This is a genomic window from Aminobacterium sp. EBM-42 (assembly GCF_001896635.1).
GTDB classification, from domain to species: domain Bacteria; phylum Synergistota; class Synergistia; order Synergistales; family Aminobacteriaceae; genus Aminobacterium; species Aminobacterium colombiense.
Genome location: NZ_MPPC01000022.1, coordinates 1 through 15,594 on the forward strand (window position 1 = coordinate 1; position 15,594 = coordinate 15,594).

15 protein-coding genes are annotated in these 15,594 nt (G+C 44.7%); 3 read left to right on the forward strand and 12 right to left on the reverse strand.

Annotation, left to right across the window (positions count from 1 at the left end):
• Positions 1-394 precede the first annotated feature (394 nt).
• Positions 395-934, forward strand: a complete 540-nt coding sequence (locus BUC50_RS05835; RefSeq protein ID WP_013047695.1) for a nitroreductase family protein — start codon at positions 395-397, stop codon at positions 932-934.
• 133 nt (positions 935-1,067) lie between these two features.
• Here BUC50_RS05835 and BUC50_RS05840 read toward each other — a convergent pair whose 3' ends face one another.
• From BUC50_RS05840 to BUC50_RS05865, 6 genes are all read right to left on the reverse strand, one after another.
• Positions 1,068-1,463 carry a rhodanese-like domain-containing protein gene (locus BUC50_RS05840; protein ID WP_013047694.1) on the reverse strand — a complete coding sequence of 132 codons (396 nt, stop codon included), beginning with the start codon at positions 1,461-1,463 and terminating at the stop codon, positions 1,068-1,070.
• 153 nt (positions 1,464-1,616) lie between these two features.
• The gene (gene phoU, locus BUC50_RS05845; RefSeq protein ID WP_286677226.1) at positions 1,617-2,366 is read right to left on the reverse strand and encodes a phosphate signaling complex protein PhoU; all 750 of its coding nucleotides are present in this window, start codon (positions 2,364-2,366) and stop codon (positions 1,617-1,619) included.
• Positions 2,299-3,966 carry a Na/Pi cotransporter family protein gene (locus BUC50_RS05850; RefSeq protein WP_273015073.1) on the reverse strand — a complete coding sequence of 556 codons (1,668 nt, stop codon included), beginning with the start codon at positions 3,964-3,966 and terminating at the stop codon, positions 2,299-2,301. The genes phoU and BUC50_RS05850 overlap by 68 nt, the downstream gene beginning before the upstream one ends.
• Before the next feature lie 26 nt (positions 3,967-3,992).
• Entirely contained in the window at positions 3,993-4,952 is a 960-nt protein-coding gene (locus BUC50_RS05855) for a Ppx/GppA phosphatase family protein (protein ID WP_013047691.1), read from the reverse strand.
• Positions 4,953-5,049: 97 nt separating this feature from the next.
• On the reverse strand, positions 5,050-6,489 hold the full coding sequence (gene proS, locus BUC50_RS05860) for a proline--tRNA ligase (RefSeq protein ID WP_013047690.1): 1,440 nt from the start codon (positions 6,487-6,489) through the stop codon (positions 5,050-5,052).
• A gap of 43 nt (positions 6,490-6,532) precedes the next feature.
• Complete coding sequence (locus tag BUC50_RS05865; protein WP_013047689.1) at positions 6,533-8,623, reverse strand: patatin-like phospholipase family protein; 2,091 nt, start codon at positions 8,621-8,623, stop codon at positions 6,533-6,535.
• Between the two features lie 197 nt (positions 8,624-8,820).
• Between BUC50_RS05865 and BUC50_RS05870 the strand changes: the two genes are divergently transcribed.
• Positions 8,821-10,107 (forward strand): dicarboxylate/amino acid:cation symporter, encoded by a 1,287-nt coding sequence (locus BUC50_RS05870; RefSeq protein WP_013047688.1) that lies wholly within the window; start codon positions 8,821-8,823, stop codon positions 10,105-10,107.
• 53 nt (positions 10,108-10,160) lie between these two features.
• Here BUC50_RS05870 and BUC50_RS05875 read toward each other — a convergent pair whose 3' ends face one another.
• Genes BUC50_RS05875 through BUC50_RS05885 form a run of 3 tightly spaced genes read right to left on the reverse strand, consistent with a single transcriptional unit; the run spans position 10,161 to position 12,900 of the window.
• Complete coding sequence (locus BUC50_RS05875) at positions 10,161-11,555, reverse strand: chloride channel protein (protein WP_148211305.1); 1,395 nt, start codon at positions 11,553-11,555, stop codon at positions 10,161-10,163.
• Positions 11,552-12,016, reverse strand: coding sequence for a RuvC family protein (locus tag BUC50_RS05880; protein ID WP_013047686.1), 465 nt, complete (start codon positions 12,014-12,016; stop codon positions 11,552-11,554). Before BUC50_RS05880 ends, BUC50_RS05875 begins: the two co-directional genes overlap by 4 nt.
• On the reverse strand, positions 12,013-12,900 hold the full coding sequence (locus BUC50_RS05885; protein ID WP_013047685.1) for a lysophospholipid acyltransferase family protein: 888 nt from the start codon (positions 12,898-12,900) through the stop codon (positions 12,013-12,015). Before BUC50_RS05885 ends, BUC50_RS05880 begins: the two co-directional genes overlap by 4 nt.
• A 111-nt stretch (positions 12,901-13,011) precedes the next feature.
• Here BUC50_RS05885 and BUC50_RS05890 point away from each other — a divergent pair, with 111 nt between their 5' ends.
• Complete coding sequence (locus BUC50_RS05890; protein WP_013047684.1) at positions 13,012-13,818, forward strand: universal stress protein; 807 nt, start codon at positions 13,012-13,014, stop codon at positions 13,816-13,818.
• Here BUC50_RS05890 and sfsA read toward each other — a convergent pair.
• From sfsA to BUC50_RS05905, 3 genes are all read right to left on the reverse strand, one after another.
• On the reverse strand, positions 13,808-14,911 hold the full coding sequence (gene sfsA / locus BUC50_RS05895) for a DNA/RNA nuclease SfsA (RefSeq protein ID WP_013047683.1): 1,104 nt from the start codon (positions 14,909-14,911) through the stop codon (positions 13,808-13,810). The genes BUC50_RS05890 and sfsA overlap by 11 nt on opposite strands.
• A 24-nt stretch (positions 14,912-14,935) precedes the next feature.
• Complete coding sequence (locus tag BUC50_RS05900) at positions 14,936-15,427, reverse strand: AbrB family transcriptional regulator (RefSeq protein WP_013047682.1); 492 nt, start codon at positions 15,425-15,427, stop codon at positions 14,936-14,938.
• Between the two features lie 71 nt (positions 15,428-15,498).
• Positions 15,499-15,594, reverse strand: a 96-nt coding sequence (locus tag BUC50_RS05905) for a sodium ion-translocating decarboxylase subunit beta (protein WP_273312734.1), incomplete at its 5' end; no start/stop codon positions are given.

Sequence of the window (15,594 nt, forward strand, 5' to 3'; positions counted from 1 at the left end):
CGTTCGTCCTGAGCCAGGATCAAACTCTCCATAAATTTCTTAAATTGACTGGCTTCTCGTTTTCGTCTCGCCTATTCACTTTACAAGGTGCTCTGTTGCTTTCGCTCCGCCTTTCGAGCGGCGCGAAGGGTATGATATCATTTTTTCAGAAGATGTCAACTCTCAAAAAAAGAAAAAGAAAAAACTTAAATACATCTCTATCCCTTGTAAATACTGGCTTTCCCTTAAGAAAAAGAATAATTGGCCTCGCCAACATCCCTTTTTCGAAATATTACATACACTTTTGGGCCTCCAAATCAGACATGTTGCCCTTTGGCTATTGACCCTTTTAACAAACAAACACTAAAATTAAAGTTGTTATCCTAATCATTCGCAAAAGCTGGGAGGGAGATTTTTGGATTTTGCAGATCTTATTCGAAAAAGGTACAGCATGAGGGATTACAGTTCACAGCCTGTTCCACAATCAGTAATTGATACATGCCTGGAGGCTGCCAGATTGGCACCCTCTGCCTGCAATTCTCAGCCATGGTCTTTTATTGTAGCCCACACCCCTGAAAAAGTCGCTTCTTTAGCGCAGGCAGCCTTTAATGGCATCTATGCAATGAATTCTTTTGCTGCGAAAGCCCCTGTGCTTATCGTTGTTATTACCGAACGATCCCGCTATAGCTCTGCCCTGGGAGGGCTTTTCCGTGGGGTTCAGTTTAGTCTCATGGATATAGCTATAGCATGTGAACACTTCTGTCTTCAGGCTACAGACCTTGGGCTTGGGACATGCATGCTCGGCTGGATCAATGAAAGAGGGATAAAAAAAGAACTCGGCCTTCCTGAATCAGTGAAAATTGACATTATGATCAGCATGGGATATCCGAAAGACATACGTTTTTTGCCACCTAAAACACGAAAATCCATAGATGACATACGACGCTTTCTCTAACTCTGAAATGAATGCTAATGATTTTACTAATACCGCTCAACAGATCTGACAACAACTCTGTGCCCATCTACTGAGCGGTATTGAAGTAACATCCTTTATATCCTTCCCCAACGGAGAAGGGCTGTTAAATGCCTCAAGAATCACAAACTTCTGGCTGATTATCGCAGCATCGGGCTTCAATAGGCATATGCGCCAGGTCACACTTCATTCCGCCCTTAAGAGAACAGGCATTGAACCCCAGTATTCTCATAAGGGATACGACCTGACCTGCAGATTGGCCTGAATAACAGCAAACCACCACTTTTTTATCTTTGGGAATTTCTTTTAGATGGTCTCCTACTTCACTCCAGAAAATGTTTACCGCACCTTCCAGGTGTTCCTCCTCATAATCTTCAGGCTTTCTGATGTCAAGGATGTAAACATTTTCTTTTCTCATAAGCTCTCCCAACTGGTCGCAGCTAATGAGATTATTGCATCCTTTTTTCAGATCCTCAAAATAACGGGCCACAACTTCTGATATCGTCTTCAAAAATAAAACCTCCCTCTTGAGCACACATAAGAATGATAATCAATATCAATAATACAAAAGGAGTGTCGAATTGTCAATTAATAATGTAAAATTAAAAATTTTTGCATAAGATTAACTCTCTTTTATTCTATCTGCCATAGATATATATAATAATCAGTCATTTCTCCCCATTTCAGCTAAACGCTGTTTTGCTTCCATTATCTGCTTAAGACGCTCTCCCGTAATAATGAAATAGGATTTTTCAGCTACGTTGGAGGCATGATCACCAACCCGTTCGAGATGACGTCCTATCCACATAAGTGCAGCAGCACATTGTGCCGTTACTTTATCGCCCTTCGGCTTTTGAGCGATTATTTGTATAAGCTCTTCAAAAATGTTGTAATAAAGGACGTCCAGTTCCTGATCCTTCAGGTAAACTTCCTCCGCAAGAGCAGGATCATTTGTTTCAAAAGCATTGAGAGCATTTCGTAACATTTCGATAGAGATATTCCTCATCTTAGGGATGTCAATAAGGGGCTTTAACAAAGGATGCTGATTGAGGAAAAGGGCCCGTTCAGCGATATTGACAGCTTCGTCCCCAATTCGTTCAAGGTCTGTTATAATTTTTGCCACAGTAAAAACGAATCGTAAATTCTCACGTACCGGCTGCCGCATGGCAATTGAGCCGAGACATTCCTGATCGATTTCCACTTCTAGCCTGTCTATTACATCATCATTTTCAACAACATGTCGAGCAAGAGCATTGTCCCTTTCTACAAGAGCTTCTATCGCTTTGTAAACAGCGTCAACAGCCTCTTCTCCCATGTTATGGACCATGGAGAGAATTCTCTTTTTATCACTCGAGTAGAGTATCATTTCCGGTGTCAGTTCCATAGTTTCCTTTTTCTTCTTCCCAAAGACCATCTCCCTCATCTCCTCTTTTTCTAAATCGACCTCCGCGGGCAACTTCAAGGGAAGCTGTTACAATAACTCGCAATGTTGCTAGAAGACTCCAAAGAAGCACATCTTGACGACAGTTGAAAAGCCGTCCCCGAAATACCATAATTTGCCTGAGCAACTGATCGTGGGACCTAAATTTTTTTGAGAGTTCCGTTGCTTTTTGAACACTGGCGGCATCATCAAGAGCAAAAGCGCGCAAACTAAAACGAACAATATCTGTAGCAACAAGAAGATAGTCTTGCCATTCTTCTTGTCGAAGTTCACTTGATAATCGCTGTTCTATCCCTTCGTTCCAAAGGGTGTAGAGTTTTCCCGTGGCAACTTCCACAATATCGGCCATAGAAATAAGGGAATAGGAAATTGCCGAATACGTTTCCATTTCCGCGGCATTGTCGATTGGCGCCGGTATAGCAAACATATAGTCGGAACACTGCTCAAGAAGAGATGGAATACCCTTTTGCAGCTTGTAGATCTGTTCTCTGTAACCCGGTGCAAAAAAAAGCATGTAAATAAATGTTTCAATATAATTTGCCATTCTTGTGATTTCTTTTTCCAACAAAGGAACAGCGAGTGGGGGAAAGTCTGTTAACGACTCATCAAGATAGATGGCCTCCCCAGGATCCTTAGCAACTTCTTTGGAAAACCAGTTTCCACTCATCACTGCGGCCCGCCGTACAAGGGGCAGAAAAACGATAACATTGATAACACTCAATCCCACCTGGTATGCTGCCAATTTCATCTCTGGATCAGGGATGGAAATAGCTACTGCTTTAAATAAAAATGGTGCGAGTGCCAACCCTGCCACGACGCCTAAACAGCGATAGGCAAGGGAAAGCCACGCAAGCCTTCGAGCATTGACCCTGGTGCCCATGCTGAAAAAGAGAACAATAATGGGAGTTCCGAGACGGGCCCCCAGAACCAAGGGGTAAAAGGCTTCCGCAGAAGCTACACCAGAAGAGATAAGGGCTATCCCAATAGCTATTATTGCTGATGAACCCTGAGTAAGGGACGATAAGAGAAAAGCGACAACGGCAAGAAGGGCTGGTCTTGTAACAATATGAGCTATAAAAGTTCCGAACTCTGGTTTTTCTATAAGAGGAGAAAAACCCACTTTTAAAAGAAGCATGCCTGTGAGAACAAAGGCCAGGCTCTTCATAATAGCGCCTATTTTTCTAATTTTATCCGAACGCCCATGGGAAAGAAAAAAGCCCAAGGCCAGAAAAAAAGGTGCAAAGGCAATGATATCAAGGGCTAAAAGGGGAGCAACGAGAGTTGAACCCACGCCCGCCCCCATCATAACTAGAATAGCACCTTCGTAAGGGAGAGCATGAATATCTACGAGCCCCACGGCAAAGGCTGTAGCCGCTGTTCCACTTTGGGCTACGGCCGAAAGTAAGACTCCCAGGGTGAAAGCCGATGAGTTCTTCTCTCCCATAGTGGTCAGAAGTTCTTTTCCTCGACTGCCAAGGTGTTTTCTGAATGCTTTATTGCTTTCTTCCAGTCCATGAAGGAGTATGACAATACCAGCAAGCATCAAGGCATAGGAAGCCAGGGTGGAACGCATGCTTAAATCATCTCTTTTCTAACAATTCAAGGGAGGAGCAGAGGCTCATCTCTTCCAGAGCTTTCTTCAAAGTAGTGTATGGCCACTCCGTGCCTCAGTCCTCTGTCGCTTACTACAAATGATTCTTCATTGGCCAAACCCAAAATTTCGTCCGCAATACATGCTCCCGCAAGGATAATATCCGCGCGCCCAGGAGACAGTCCCTTAATTTTGCATCGATCAGCTATGGTTCTAGAGGCATATTGAAGAATTTGTTCGTTTACATCCCTTTTCGTGAGGGTCATTCCGTGAACTCTATTACCACTATATGCCTCCAGTTCAAGGTGAACTGAAGCTAATGTCGTAATAGTGCCGCCTATTCCAAGAAGAGGGCCCAGTTTGAACACAGGGGGCACTTGCTCTAGTTGCTCTTTAATGATAGATCTGGTTCGTTGCAACAACTCATCAGAAACAGGGGAAATCTGTAAATAGCGCTCTGTTAATGGCACCGAACCCAGAGCAATGCTGCATTTATCGAGGACCTCTCTCCCCTTCCCCCTGACAAACTCTGTGCTGCCTCCGCCAATATCGAAAAGAGTCACTTCCTGTAATGGTGAAAAACCAAAGAGTCCTGAAAGAGCCCCTAAAAAAGCCAACTCCCCTTCCTCTTCACCTGACAAAACAGAGAGTGTAAAGCCTGTTTTCTTTGCGAGGCGGTCTATAAACACTTCCCTGTTTTGTGCAATGCGCAAAGCCATGGTGCCTACAATGATAACCCCTTCGACTTCTAGAGCTTTTGCCTGATGTATCATTGTTTCGACCATGAAAATATTTCTTTCCATGGGGACATTCTGAAGGACTCCATTCTTTGTGAGCCCTTCACTTAAACGGGTGATCTCTGTCCGCTCAAATAAAGTAGAGATTTTCTGATGAGCTTTCTCCGCGACAAAAAGTTTTACCGAATTAGACCCCACATCTATTACAGCAAGCCTTTCCTTTTTGTCCATTCTCTCGCACCCCCCTCATCAGAATCCAAAAGCGGGTCCCCATACAGCAGGATCCCGCTTTCAGGCAAGTTTTCTCAATACCTACATAAACAAGAAACTAATATGCTTTGGCAAAGATCGTTTTTCTTGCATGTGGTTTGCCTGTCAGAAAACAGGTCCCTGTACAAGTATCATTCAATGGCATACACCGCGGTGTCGCTCCAGTCTCTTCTCTTATTTTCTTTTCTTCTTCCGGCGTGCCAGCAAAATATGTTTCTACAAATCCGCCTTTCTCTTCAACAATAACCTTTAGCTCTTCCAGGGTAGAAGCCGAGAATGTGTTGGCAATCCTGAAGTCAAGAGCCCTCGTATAGAGATTCTTGTGAATATCCTCAAGAAGGGCCTTGACCCTCAACGGAACATTCTCGAATGGAATATCCTCTTTACTTCCCGTATCTCTCCGCACGGCCCTGACAGTTCCAGCGGCCAGGTCTTTTTCTCCAAGCTCGAGACGCAAAGGAACTCCTTTCTGAAGGTGATAAAAGAACCGATCACCAGGACGCATATGGAACTGCTTGTCTACGAAGGTAAAGCGTCCGCCAAGCATCTGGTCTAATTTGTCAGAAAACTCTAGGGCTCTTGGAAGCAGCTGCTCTTCCATTACCGAATCATTCGTACTGATAGGGAGGATCGCCACTTGCACGGGAGCCACTCTCGGAGGAAGAATAAGGCCGTCATTATCAGAGTGTGTCATGATAAGAGCTCCTATAAGACGAGTAGAAACCCCCCAGCTAGTTGTCCACGCATACTCCTGTTCGCCTTTCTGGTTCTGAAACTGGATATCGAAGGCCCGGGAGAAATTCTGACCAAGGAAATGGCTCGTTCCTGCCTGCAAAGCCTTTTTATCGCTCATCATGGCTTCACAGGTATAGGTGTTCACTGCCCCCGGGAAACGTTCCCCTGCTGTCTTTTCCCCTACAATTACAGGGATAGCCAGAATTTCAGTCATAATACGCCTATAGACCTCTAACATCTTAAGAGTTTCTTCCATAGCCTCTTCCTCTGTGGCGTGGGCGGTGTGCCCTTCCTGCCAAAGAAACTCAGATGTTCGCAAAAAAAGACGGGGGCGCTTCTCCCAACGCATTACATTGGCCCACTGATTGATGAGAATTGGCAAGTCTCGCCATGATTGAATCCACTTGCTGTACATATGGCCTATTACCGTTTCTGACGTAGGCCTTACAACGAGAGGTTCCTCCAAAAGCTCTCCTCCCGCATGTGTTACAACGGCGCACTCCGGAGAAAACCCTTCCACATGTTCTGCTTCCTTCTCCAAAAAGGAATTAGGGATTAAAACAGGGAAATAGGCATTCACATGTCCCGTTTCCTTAAAAGCATCGTCAAAATGTTTCTGTATGGATTCCCACAGGGAATATCCCGTGGGGCGAATCACCATACACCCTCTTACTGGGGCATAATCAGCAAGCTCAGCAACCTTAATGATGTCGAGATACCACTGAGAATAATCTGTCTCTTTCGGTGTTATGTTACGTGCCATGGTTTTCGTCTACCTCCGTAATAGAAAACCATTTTGGGGAGCACTATGGTAAGGGATGATGCCCCCAAATAGGTTTCCCAATAAAAAATCCCACTTTGAAATCATTCCTGTCATTATACAGGAACATCAGGCGCCCATCGAAAAAACGCCCTGGGGCAGAAAGGGAAATGCCTGTTTCCCAAACACTATCTGCTCTTTCTCCCCTGTCGTCGTAAGCCCATCCGGCCCCGCCAAAAAATTCGGCAGAGAGGTTTCCCCACCAGCTTCGTAAAAAAATCCGGCGTAAAGCAAGATTGAACCACGCCATTCTTTCTGCTTCTATGGGGTAGTTTGCATAACTATAAAGTTCTTCCGCTGCACCCAAATACACTGCGTGACTAGCCTCTGTCACATCTCCTTCAGCATATCCGCCCCTGAGATAGAGCCGCCAGTTCTCTGAAAGAGACATGGCATGAAAAACATTGACCCTGTAAAGGAGTTCATCATAATCAGGCCACCATAAAGCAATCTTTACAGAACTGCCTCTCGTAGGATCCAATAGATCGTCAAGAGTATTATATGCCACATAAAATGTAGGACCTAGTGCATTCTCATCCATTCCACCTGAATGTACATTTTCAAAACCCAGTCCGGCGCCCCCCTGCATTTTCCCAAGAGTAAAATGCCTTACGACCCCCGCACTATATCTCTCCCAGCTTTTTTCTGAGGAATTACCAGGAGTAACCTCCCACTTCTGACCAGACAGATGAAGTTCCCATGCCCTTGAAACCTCTGGTGATGAGAGATAACCCAAATCAGCTGCCCATTGCTTCCCCACTTTTAAATTAAGTTTTATAGAATCTCCTTCATTGTAAATATCACGGTAGATACTATTGATAAATAACCAGCGATAGGGATGAAGGTTTGTCGTATACCCCCCTATTCGAAATTCAGACAAGGGACGGCGTTGAGCGGTGAAAATAATGGCAGTACCGGCATCTTTCTCTTCAAGGCGATAATCCACCGCAAGAACATCGATGCGCTTTGAGATCTCTTTGCTGGCTTTCATCACATTCAATGTGTTCACTGGTTTCCCTATCCATGATCGGTACTTTTCCCTGAAATCTCTACATTCTGTATCAGGAAGCCCCTCAAGACATACATCTGTGACAATTTCGGGGCTCTCTTTTTTGTGGTAAAGAGGCAAAGGGGCACCTTCGGATAATTGTTGAATTTCCTTAAGATGGGCCATCGCCACCTCCCGTCCAGCCTCAATCACTTCTTCAGACCTTGATGCATCAAAAAGCGGCATTTTCCCCACGTCAGGAACCAGCAAAAGATCAGCGTCCCTCTCTTCTGTTTCTACGTTCTGCTGAGTCAGAACAGTTATGGATTGGTCTATAACATCTACGACCGTCCGCAGATCCTCCCTCGACTTCAGAGTCTTCGTTACATTTACGGCAATAATAGGATAGCCTGGAAAAAGTTCCTTCGCCGTTTTAACCGGCAAATTTGAAACCAGCCCCCCATCGACTAGAAGGCGTCCTCCAACTGCCCATGGTTCAAAAAGGCCTGGAATTGCCATAGAAGCACGCATTGCGGAAGCCAGGCTTCCATTTGTCAACACAACCTTCTTTCCTGTTTCCAGGTCAGTAGCCACAGCCGCAAAGGGAATGGGCAGTTCATTAAAATGAACAATCTGGACTCTTGAAGCCATTTGAGCAAATTTCTCTAAAAGCTTTACTCCCGAAAACCCTCCAAGAGAACCGCTGGCGCCTCTTCCATGGATAATCGATATCCAGGGAACCGCATCTCCCTCTCGCTCACCAAGAGGTAAAAACATGGGAGAAGCCCGTTCAGAAAGAAGACTCCCTAAATCTATATTATTAACAGCTTCTTCAAGTTCAATCCCTTTGTACCCGCTAGATGCGAGGCCCCCAATAATTGCCCCCATGCTTGTTCCTACTATTCCTGCTACAGGAATGTTGTATTCTTCAAGCACTTGAAGAACCCCAATATGAGCAAGCCCTTTGGTTCCTCCCCCAGACAGGGCAAGGACTATTCCTCCATGAGAAGCTGCTGCCCAAGCTGATCCGTTCCCCCAAAAACAGACTAAAAGAACAAGTCCGGCCCATAAACGTCGAAAATTAAGCATCTGGCAGCCTCCTTTTGTGTAATATGATAGGGTTATTTATGAATTTTAACTTACACTGTTCCACTAAACAACTCTTTTAAACACATCCGTTCTTGTGCTGTCTATTAAAAGAGGGTACAATTTGGATAATTATTAACAGTGCGGTGTATGAGCTTTTTAAAAGAACCACTCAATAACCATGGGAGGTGCAAAGGGGAATGGAAAACGAGAAAAAGGGGATGTTTGACTGGTATTTCAAAAGCAATTTATTAATTCGGATTCTTATTGGACTCGTACTTGGCGCAATTGTAGGATTGGTGGCTGGCAACTCCATACTTTGGGTCAGGCCCTTGGGTGACATCTTCGTCAGACTTCTGAAAATGATCGTTACGCCTATTATTTTAACCACCCTTGTTGTGGGTTCCGCGAGCATAAGTCCGGCAGAGCTTGGTAAGGTCGGCGTCAAAATTGTCATTTACTACCTTTTCACTTCTGCAGTTGCCGTTGCAATCGGTCTTCTTATGGGAAATGTATTTCGACCGGGACTAGGACTTGACCTTGGCTCTATAGGGGAAGCAGCGGGAAAGGCGTTAGAGAAACCGTCCCTCGCAAATACTTTCCTCAATATTATCCCAACAAACCCCTTCGCTTCTCTTTCTGGAGGCGACGTACTCCCAATAATTTTCTTTGCTATCCTGTTCGGTCTTGGCATCAGCTATCTTAAGATAAGCAAAGATTCACGAATTCGCGAAGCGGGAGAACTTCTGTTTAAGTTCTTTGACGGTGCTGCCGAAGCAATGTATAAGATCGTCGGCTGGGTCTTACAGTATGCCCCTATAGGAGTCTTCGCTCTTATCTCCGTGGTCTTTGCCCAGCAGGGAGCTAAGGCCATTGGGCCATTATGGGGCGTAACTCTGGCTTGCTTCCTCGGCTATATCCTTCATCTTATTGTTGTTTACGGTGGGGCTCTCTCTTTGTACAAATTAAGTTTTTCTACCTTTTTGAAAGGCTCAAAGGAAGCCATGATTACCGCTTTTGTAACGAGAAGCAGCGGTGGAACCCTTCCAATAACAATGCGTAATGCCGATGAGAATCTAGGAATCGCAAAGAACGTATACTCTTTCACCCTACCATTAGGCGCCACTATCAACATGGATGGAACCGCTATCTACCAAGGCGTCTGCGCTCTCTTCATAGGCTTTGCCGTAGGACTGCCCCTTAACTTTAGTCAGCAAATCACAGTTATTCTCACTGCTGTTCTAGCCTCAATTGGAACGGCGGGAGTACCTGGTGCCGGGGCTATAATGCTGCTTCTTGTTCTGGATTCCATCGGCCTGCCTATAGAACAAGGATCCCCTGTAGCCGCGGCCTATGCCATGATATTAGGCATTGACGCCATTCTTGATATGGGGCGTACCTGCCTGAATGTTACTGGGGATATGGTGGGATCAGCTATAGTTGCAAAGAGTGAAAACTTGCTCGATCTTTCGAAGTGGGGGAAGTGACAGATACAGTAAAGAGAAGTTAATCAATAAAAGCTGCCTGGAAAAGGCAGCTTTTATTGTTTCCTCGCAATTTTACGTTGCTTCCTCCAGAGCCTGTAATTTCGAACAACAAGGCGCACCATGGGAAGCTTCAGCAACATCGGATCGAATTCATATTCACCAACACGCCGATATTCATCACAAATATCAAGGAGTGGAGATTTAGGACATTTCACAATCTGATCTGGATAAATGCTCCTATATCCAGAAACCACGAAGGCGATTACAGAAGCAATAGCAGCGAGACTTGCCACTCGCGATCCAAAAAGCTCTGCTGCCAAGATAGTCGCTGCTATGGGTGTGTTAGCTGCTCCTGCTAGAACAGCAACAAAGCCAATACAGCTAAAAAGTACTGGGTCAAGGCTAAAGATAGAAGCAAAAGTCGCACCTGATGCCGCTCCTATAAAGAGCGTGGGCGTTACCACTCCTCCACTTCCTCCAGCTCCTTTGGTCAAACCTGTAAATAGTGACTTCCAAAAAAATGCCAATTTGGGAATCTCTTGACCGGTTATAGCGTCTGTTATAGTCTGAGACCCTAACCCGACGTACCTTGGCCCCACAACAGATGATAAGAGCACCAAAAAAAGTCCCCCGCAGAAAGCGCTAAAAAGTGGATGAAAGGCCAGTTTTCTGTATCCTCTTCGTGCCAGATGAAGAACCTCTATAAAAAGTAGCGCTACAAGACCGAAAAAGACCCCCGCAAGAACTACCCATAAAAGGACATGAGGGCCTGTCATTTTAGGAATATACAAAAGAGGCTGATATATATATGCCATGCCAAGGTTTAAAGAAACCTGATAGCTTACCATCCCGCTGACTATGCATGGCAAAAGAACATCATAAAATACCTGTCCCACATATAAAACTTCAAGGCCAAAGACAGCACCAGCTACAGGAGCTCCAAAAACTGAAGCCATACCAGCAGAAACACCACAAACAACCAGTTTTCTTCGATCTATATCATTTAAACGAAAACCTGTGGCAAAAACATTAGATACTGCTGAGCCTATCTGAGCACTCGGACCTTCCTGTCCAAGAGAACCACCAGTGGAAATGGTGATTACAGCAGCTATAACTTTGACAATAACAGTATAAACGTCGATCCTTCCCTGGTGATGATGGACAGCCTCTACAACACTCTCTGTACCTTGAGTGCTGTCTGCAACCTTTAGATACCGAACCATGGAAACGCTTGCAAGAAGTCCCAAAGGGAGCAAAAGTATTCTCCAAGGCGGCAAACTTCCCACTCCTTTGGAGCATTTTTCAAGGGCCAGCATAAAAGTAGAAACGGCTGTCCCCACAAAAACACCTATAACGACAGCCAGCACAAGCCATTTAAATACGCTATAAAAAAGAGCGAACTCTTCTTTGAAGAGTCTCGACCATTCACCCTCCCGCAACAAACTCACTCCTTGACCTGCCCTCTGGTTTTAGAGGCAAGATAACGACGAATAATAACAAAAGCAGCCAGATCATCCACATCTCTATTGGGAACCCTTAAAGACTTTGGTATAAACTTCCATACCCCTTGAGGCGGGTGCAAACGCCAATAAACTTTCCGGGCTTCCAGAGTCGTACCATACTCTTCAACCACTTGAGCATCAAGTCCTCTTTCTTTTAGAAAAAGCAGCACTTCTTTACATGTGGTTCCATTACCTACAACAATGGTAAGCTCGCTTTCACTTAAAAGAGGCTCTTTTTCTCTTTCTTTAAGCCACGGAAGCAAATTATGCCATTGCTTTTGCATAAAAACTTCCCAAAAAGATGACAACTCTTCTTTATTCACAATTCCTGAAAAAAGCAAGGCTCCTTTGCTATCTGCGAAAGCCCAGCCTATTTTATCTTTTCCGGGATCGATGCCGAGTATCATGAGGAGTGCCCTAATGTAGAGGCCCAACGGGGGTAAAGCCAGAGCCACTGATCGGGATATTGAGATATCCACGAACTTATAAAATTGTTGCAACTGGCTACAGCTTCCCACATGTTTTCGCCAAACTTTTCTGAAGATTCATCCTCAAAAGGAGGGAGAATATAAAGATCGTGGTGGATGTGATCAGGCCTTCTTATCATCACAATGGGCAACATTGGGCTTCCATATTTAAGACTCATTTTTATCGGCCCATAGGGGGTACTGGCAGGGAGACCGAGAAAGGGCGCAACTATCCCCTTATCCCGAGCATCCTGATCTATCAGAACACCTAAAATTTCCCCTTTCTTAAGACAGGTCATGGCGGCTTTTAAACTAAATCCCTTGCTTATTGTTAAAACACCGCAGTCACGCCTGTAATCAATGATCAGATCGGTAATCCTTTCATCCCGCTGCTCGGCTCCTATGGCGTTCACTGGGTAACCCTTTCTTACGAGAGAAGCCGCGGCCATCTCCCAATTGCCTATATGGCCTGTAATAAAGATTACTCCCCTGCCTTTTTCATAGGCTCGTCGAAGATGTTCCTCTCCATGGATAGTTACGAGAGAGTCGAGGGTATGAATGTTTTTGGGAAGACATGTAAATTCAGCTACAGACCGTCCCATATTGGCATAAGAACCTTTCACTATCTTTCTTGCCGTTGTTACTCCCACACCCAAGGCTCTGACGCATCGGCGTTCTGCGCTATCAACCCTTCTTTTGCTGAAAGCCCACAAAACGACACCTAAGAAACCGCCGAAAGAAACCGCCAAAGAATGGGGCAAAGCATTAAAGGTTTTCTGTGCGTATTTTATTATTTTCCACGTTGTATCTTTACTTAAACCCACAAATACATCCTCCCAAAAATCTCTGGTTTTCATCTCTTAATCTATGTGTAACTATGATCATATTGCGTTATACTTATTGAAAGGGAAAATTCTTCAGGAGGTGAGAGTAATTTGTTACGGCGAATTCTTTTCCCCATGGATATGTCTCCATTTTCAAAGGAAGCGCTTTTGTGGCTTTCAAAAAGAGCGTTACAGCGCCAATCAGATCTTCTTGTTGTGCATGTAGTGAGCCCTGCCGCAGGCCTCAACACTCCTCATCTCGTACAAGAAACAGAAGTAGCCCTCAATGAATTTTGTCAGAAAAATCTTCCCGAAGAGCTTTTTTATAAAGTTATTGTCGCTACTGGGGATCCACTCGAGATCATCCCTGAATATGCGAGCAAAGAAAAATGCACTTTCGCTGTAATCCCGATTCAGGAGGCCGAAGAAATCGCTCCCCTAGTGAAACAACTTGCCATCCCTCAGCTTATCCTTCGGTCAAGGAATGGGCATTTCCCAGAGGGGGATATATACAATAATATCACTGTTGCCGTAGACCTTTCTCCCGAACGCACTGACATGATGCTAAGTGAACTTAGAGACATCTTACAGCAAGTGGATACCGTCCCGTCTATAACCCTTGTCCATGGCATACCCCTCGAAGATGCGGAAGATTCCCAAACCCTTCTTAATGCGGCTGAAGGAGCCCTTGAAATTGTAGCACAAGAAGTAAGTACCTGGAACCCAAACACATCCATCCACATTGTAAGCGGACAACCTGAAATAGAACTGACCCAATGGATAGAAGAAACTGCGCCAAGCCTTCTCGTTGTCGGCCTTTCTACACACAGAGAGATGTGGCAATTAATTCTTGGAACTACCGCAGAAGCACTGATTGAGGGAACGACTTGCCCCGTGCTTGTTTTTCCTACTGCCTGACAAATAAATTGGAAGGTATCATAGGTTCAAGACGATCAATACGAGTATGTATCAAAAATTGAACAAATGAACGGCGTTTCAAAGGGTTATCCTTAAAAATAAAGACCGTCTGATCCCTTGCTGTTTCCACTCTATCACAAAGCATGGAAAGTTGTTTTTTTACCATTCCTTCTATGTTTTGCTGGGTGCGTATTGTTATAGTGCGAGAGGAAGCCCCGCCTTTAGCATAAGACCGCTGCAATGTCCTGATCTTAGAAGGTTCACTGCTAGAAGAAACAAAAATATGATAAAAACCCTCTTCAGCAAAAGTATTAATGTAAAGGTCAATAGTATTCTCTCCAGCTTCTTGTGCCACAACGTTCCATGGGGTGGGAATTTCCCGCACCTCCCCACTAAAAGAAAAATCACTGCTCCAGGCAACTTTTAATGCTTTGACTGCCAGTTTTTTAGAATCACTTGTTTCAATTTGGCTATGGTAAAGTTTTGTAGCAAATTCATAGTCAATATGAAAATCTGGAATAAAAAACTCCGGATCTCCTGATTGCACAATAAAAAGAATTCCTGCTGCCATCTCTTTTCTGTTTATTTCGCATAATTCTTGAAGATGTTTCACTGCCCTTAAAGAAGGAGCGTCAGGGAACATCGCTATTTTACGTCCAAAAAGAGTACATGATTTAACTTCTATCAACATTTGATCCGTTCCATCTGAAACGAGGAGGTCAAAACGGCTGTTACCCCGGGAAACCTCCCTTTTAACAACCCTGAAATTCTCCAATCCCGGGACGAGCCCTCCATCAAAAAGCCATGCCGCTACGTCATTTGTTTTATGGGTATGCAACATCACTGGACCATGTTCCGTCATAGCTCCAATAACAGTGAATTCCGTTTTTCGCGAGGGGTTGACGTGAGGATCTTTATGTAAATAAATAAGCGTGTCCGGCAGCAACACCTCCCATAAACGACCTGGGTTGGGTAAAAAGGCCTGAACTTTCTGATCGCCATGAAGACATTCCACCAAAAAGCGATTGGGCCTTGCAAGAAAGGTTGCTTCCAGAAGGGGCTGTTTTCCTGCTATCCTGAACATTTCGGACATGCGACTTCCTCCTCAAGACTAAACTCAGCTCATCTTTTCCAATAAAAGAGCAATAAAAGGGATAGCTATAAGTACTATTGAAACACGAATAACATGGAAAACAAGGGCTAAGGAAGCATTTGCGCCAGACTCCACCGCGGCTAAACCTAACCCCGAGAGTCCTCCAGGAGCCATGGAAAACACCGCTGTCATTAAATCCATTTTGCATAATTTGGAAACAAAACAAGCCATAAAAACACTGAATACAAGAATCACAAGACTATAAATAATTGCTACCGGGATAAAACGGGGAATCTGTCGAACAGAAGCCACGTCAGCCTGGGCGACAATAACAAATGCTACTAATAATTGAGAGCAAAAAGAAAGGTAGGGGAGACGAAGAGTCTCCAGTCCCATAAAGCTCTTTGCAAACAGCCCTCCCAACATACCCCCCACGAGAGCCCCTGACGGGATTTTCAAAGTATATCCAACAACCCCTCCTATTAGAACCGCGACGCAAAGATTGATATTTGCCATTCTTATACTCCACCGCCTCTTTCAAAAACGGGGGCTTTAAAAGCCCCCGTGAAATTATTCCACATATAATTTTAGCTCAACAGTGTAAGCATGACGGCTGCAGCCACAGCAGTTCCGATGACGCCGGCCACATTAGGTCCCATGGCATGCATGAGGAGGAAGTTGCC

Bases quoted from the DNA above. Each gene is read 5' to 3' on its own strand.
- phoU (WP_286677226.1), bottom strand. From the start codon at position 2,366: ATGGTCTTTGGGAAGAAGAAAAAGGAAACTATGGAACTGACACCGGAA.
- BUC50_RS05850 (WP_273015073.1), bottom strand. From the start codon at position 3,966: ATGCGTTCCACCCTGGCTTCCTATGCCTTGATGCTTGCTGGTATTGTC.
- BUC50_RS05855 (WP_013047691.1), bottom strand. From the start codon at position 4,952: ATGGACAAAAAGGAAAGGCTTGCTGTAATAGATGTGGGGTCTAATTCG.
- proS (WP_013047690.1), bottom strand. From the start codon at position 6,489: ATGGCACGTAACATAACACCGAAAGAGACAGATTATTCTCAGTGGTAT.
- BUC50_RS05865 (WP_013047689.1), bottom strand. From the start codon at position 8,623: ATGCTTAATTTTCGACGTTTATGGGCCGGACTTGTTCTTTTAGTCTGT.
- BUC50_RS05870 (WP_013047688.1), top strand. From the start codon at position 8,821: ATGGAAAACGAGAAAAAGGGGATGTTTGACTGGTATTTCAAAAGCAAT.
- BUC50_RS05880 (WP_013047686.1), bottom strand. From the start codon at position 12,016: ATGATACTCGGCATCGATCCCGGAAAAGATAAAATAGGCTGGGCTTTC.
- sfsA (WP_013047683.1), bottom strand. From the start codon at position 14,911: ATGTCCGAAATGTTCAGGATAGCAGGAAAACAGCCCCTTCTGGAAGCA.
- BUC50_RS05900 (WP_013047682.1), bottom strand. From the start codon at position 15,427: ATGGCAAATATCAATCTTTGCGTCGCGGTTCTAATAGGAGGGGTTGTT.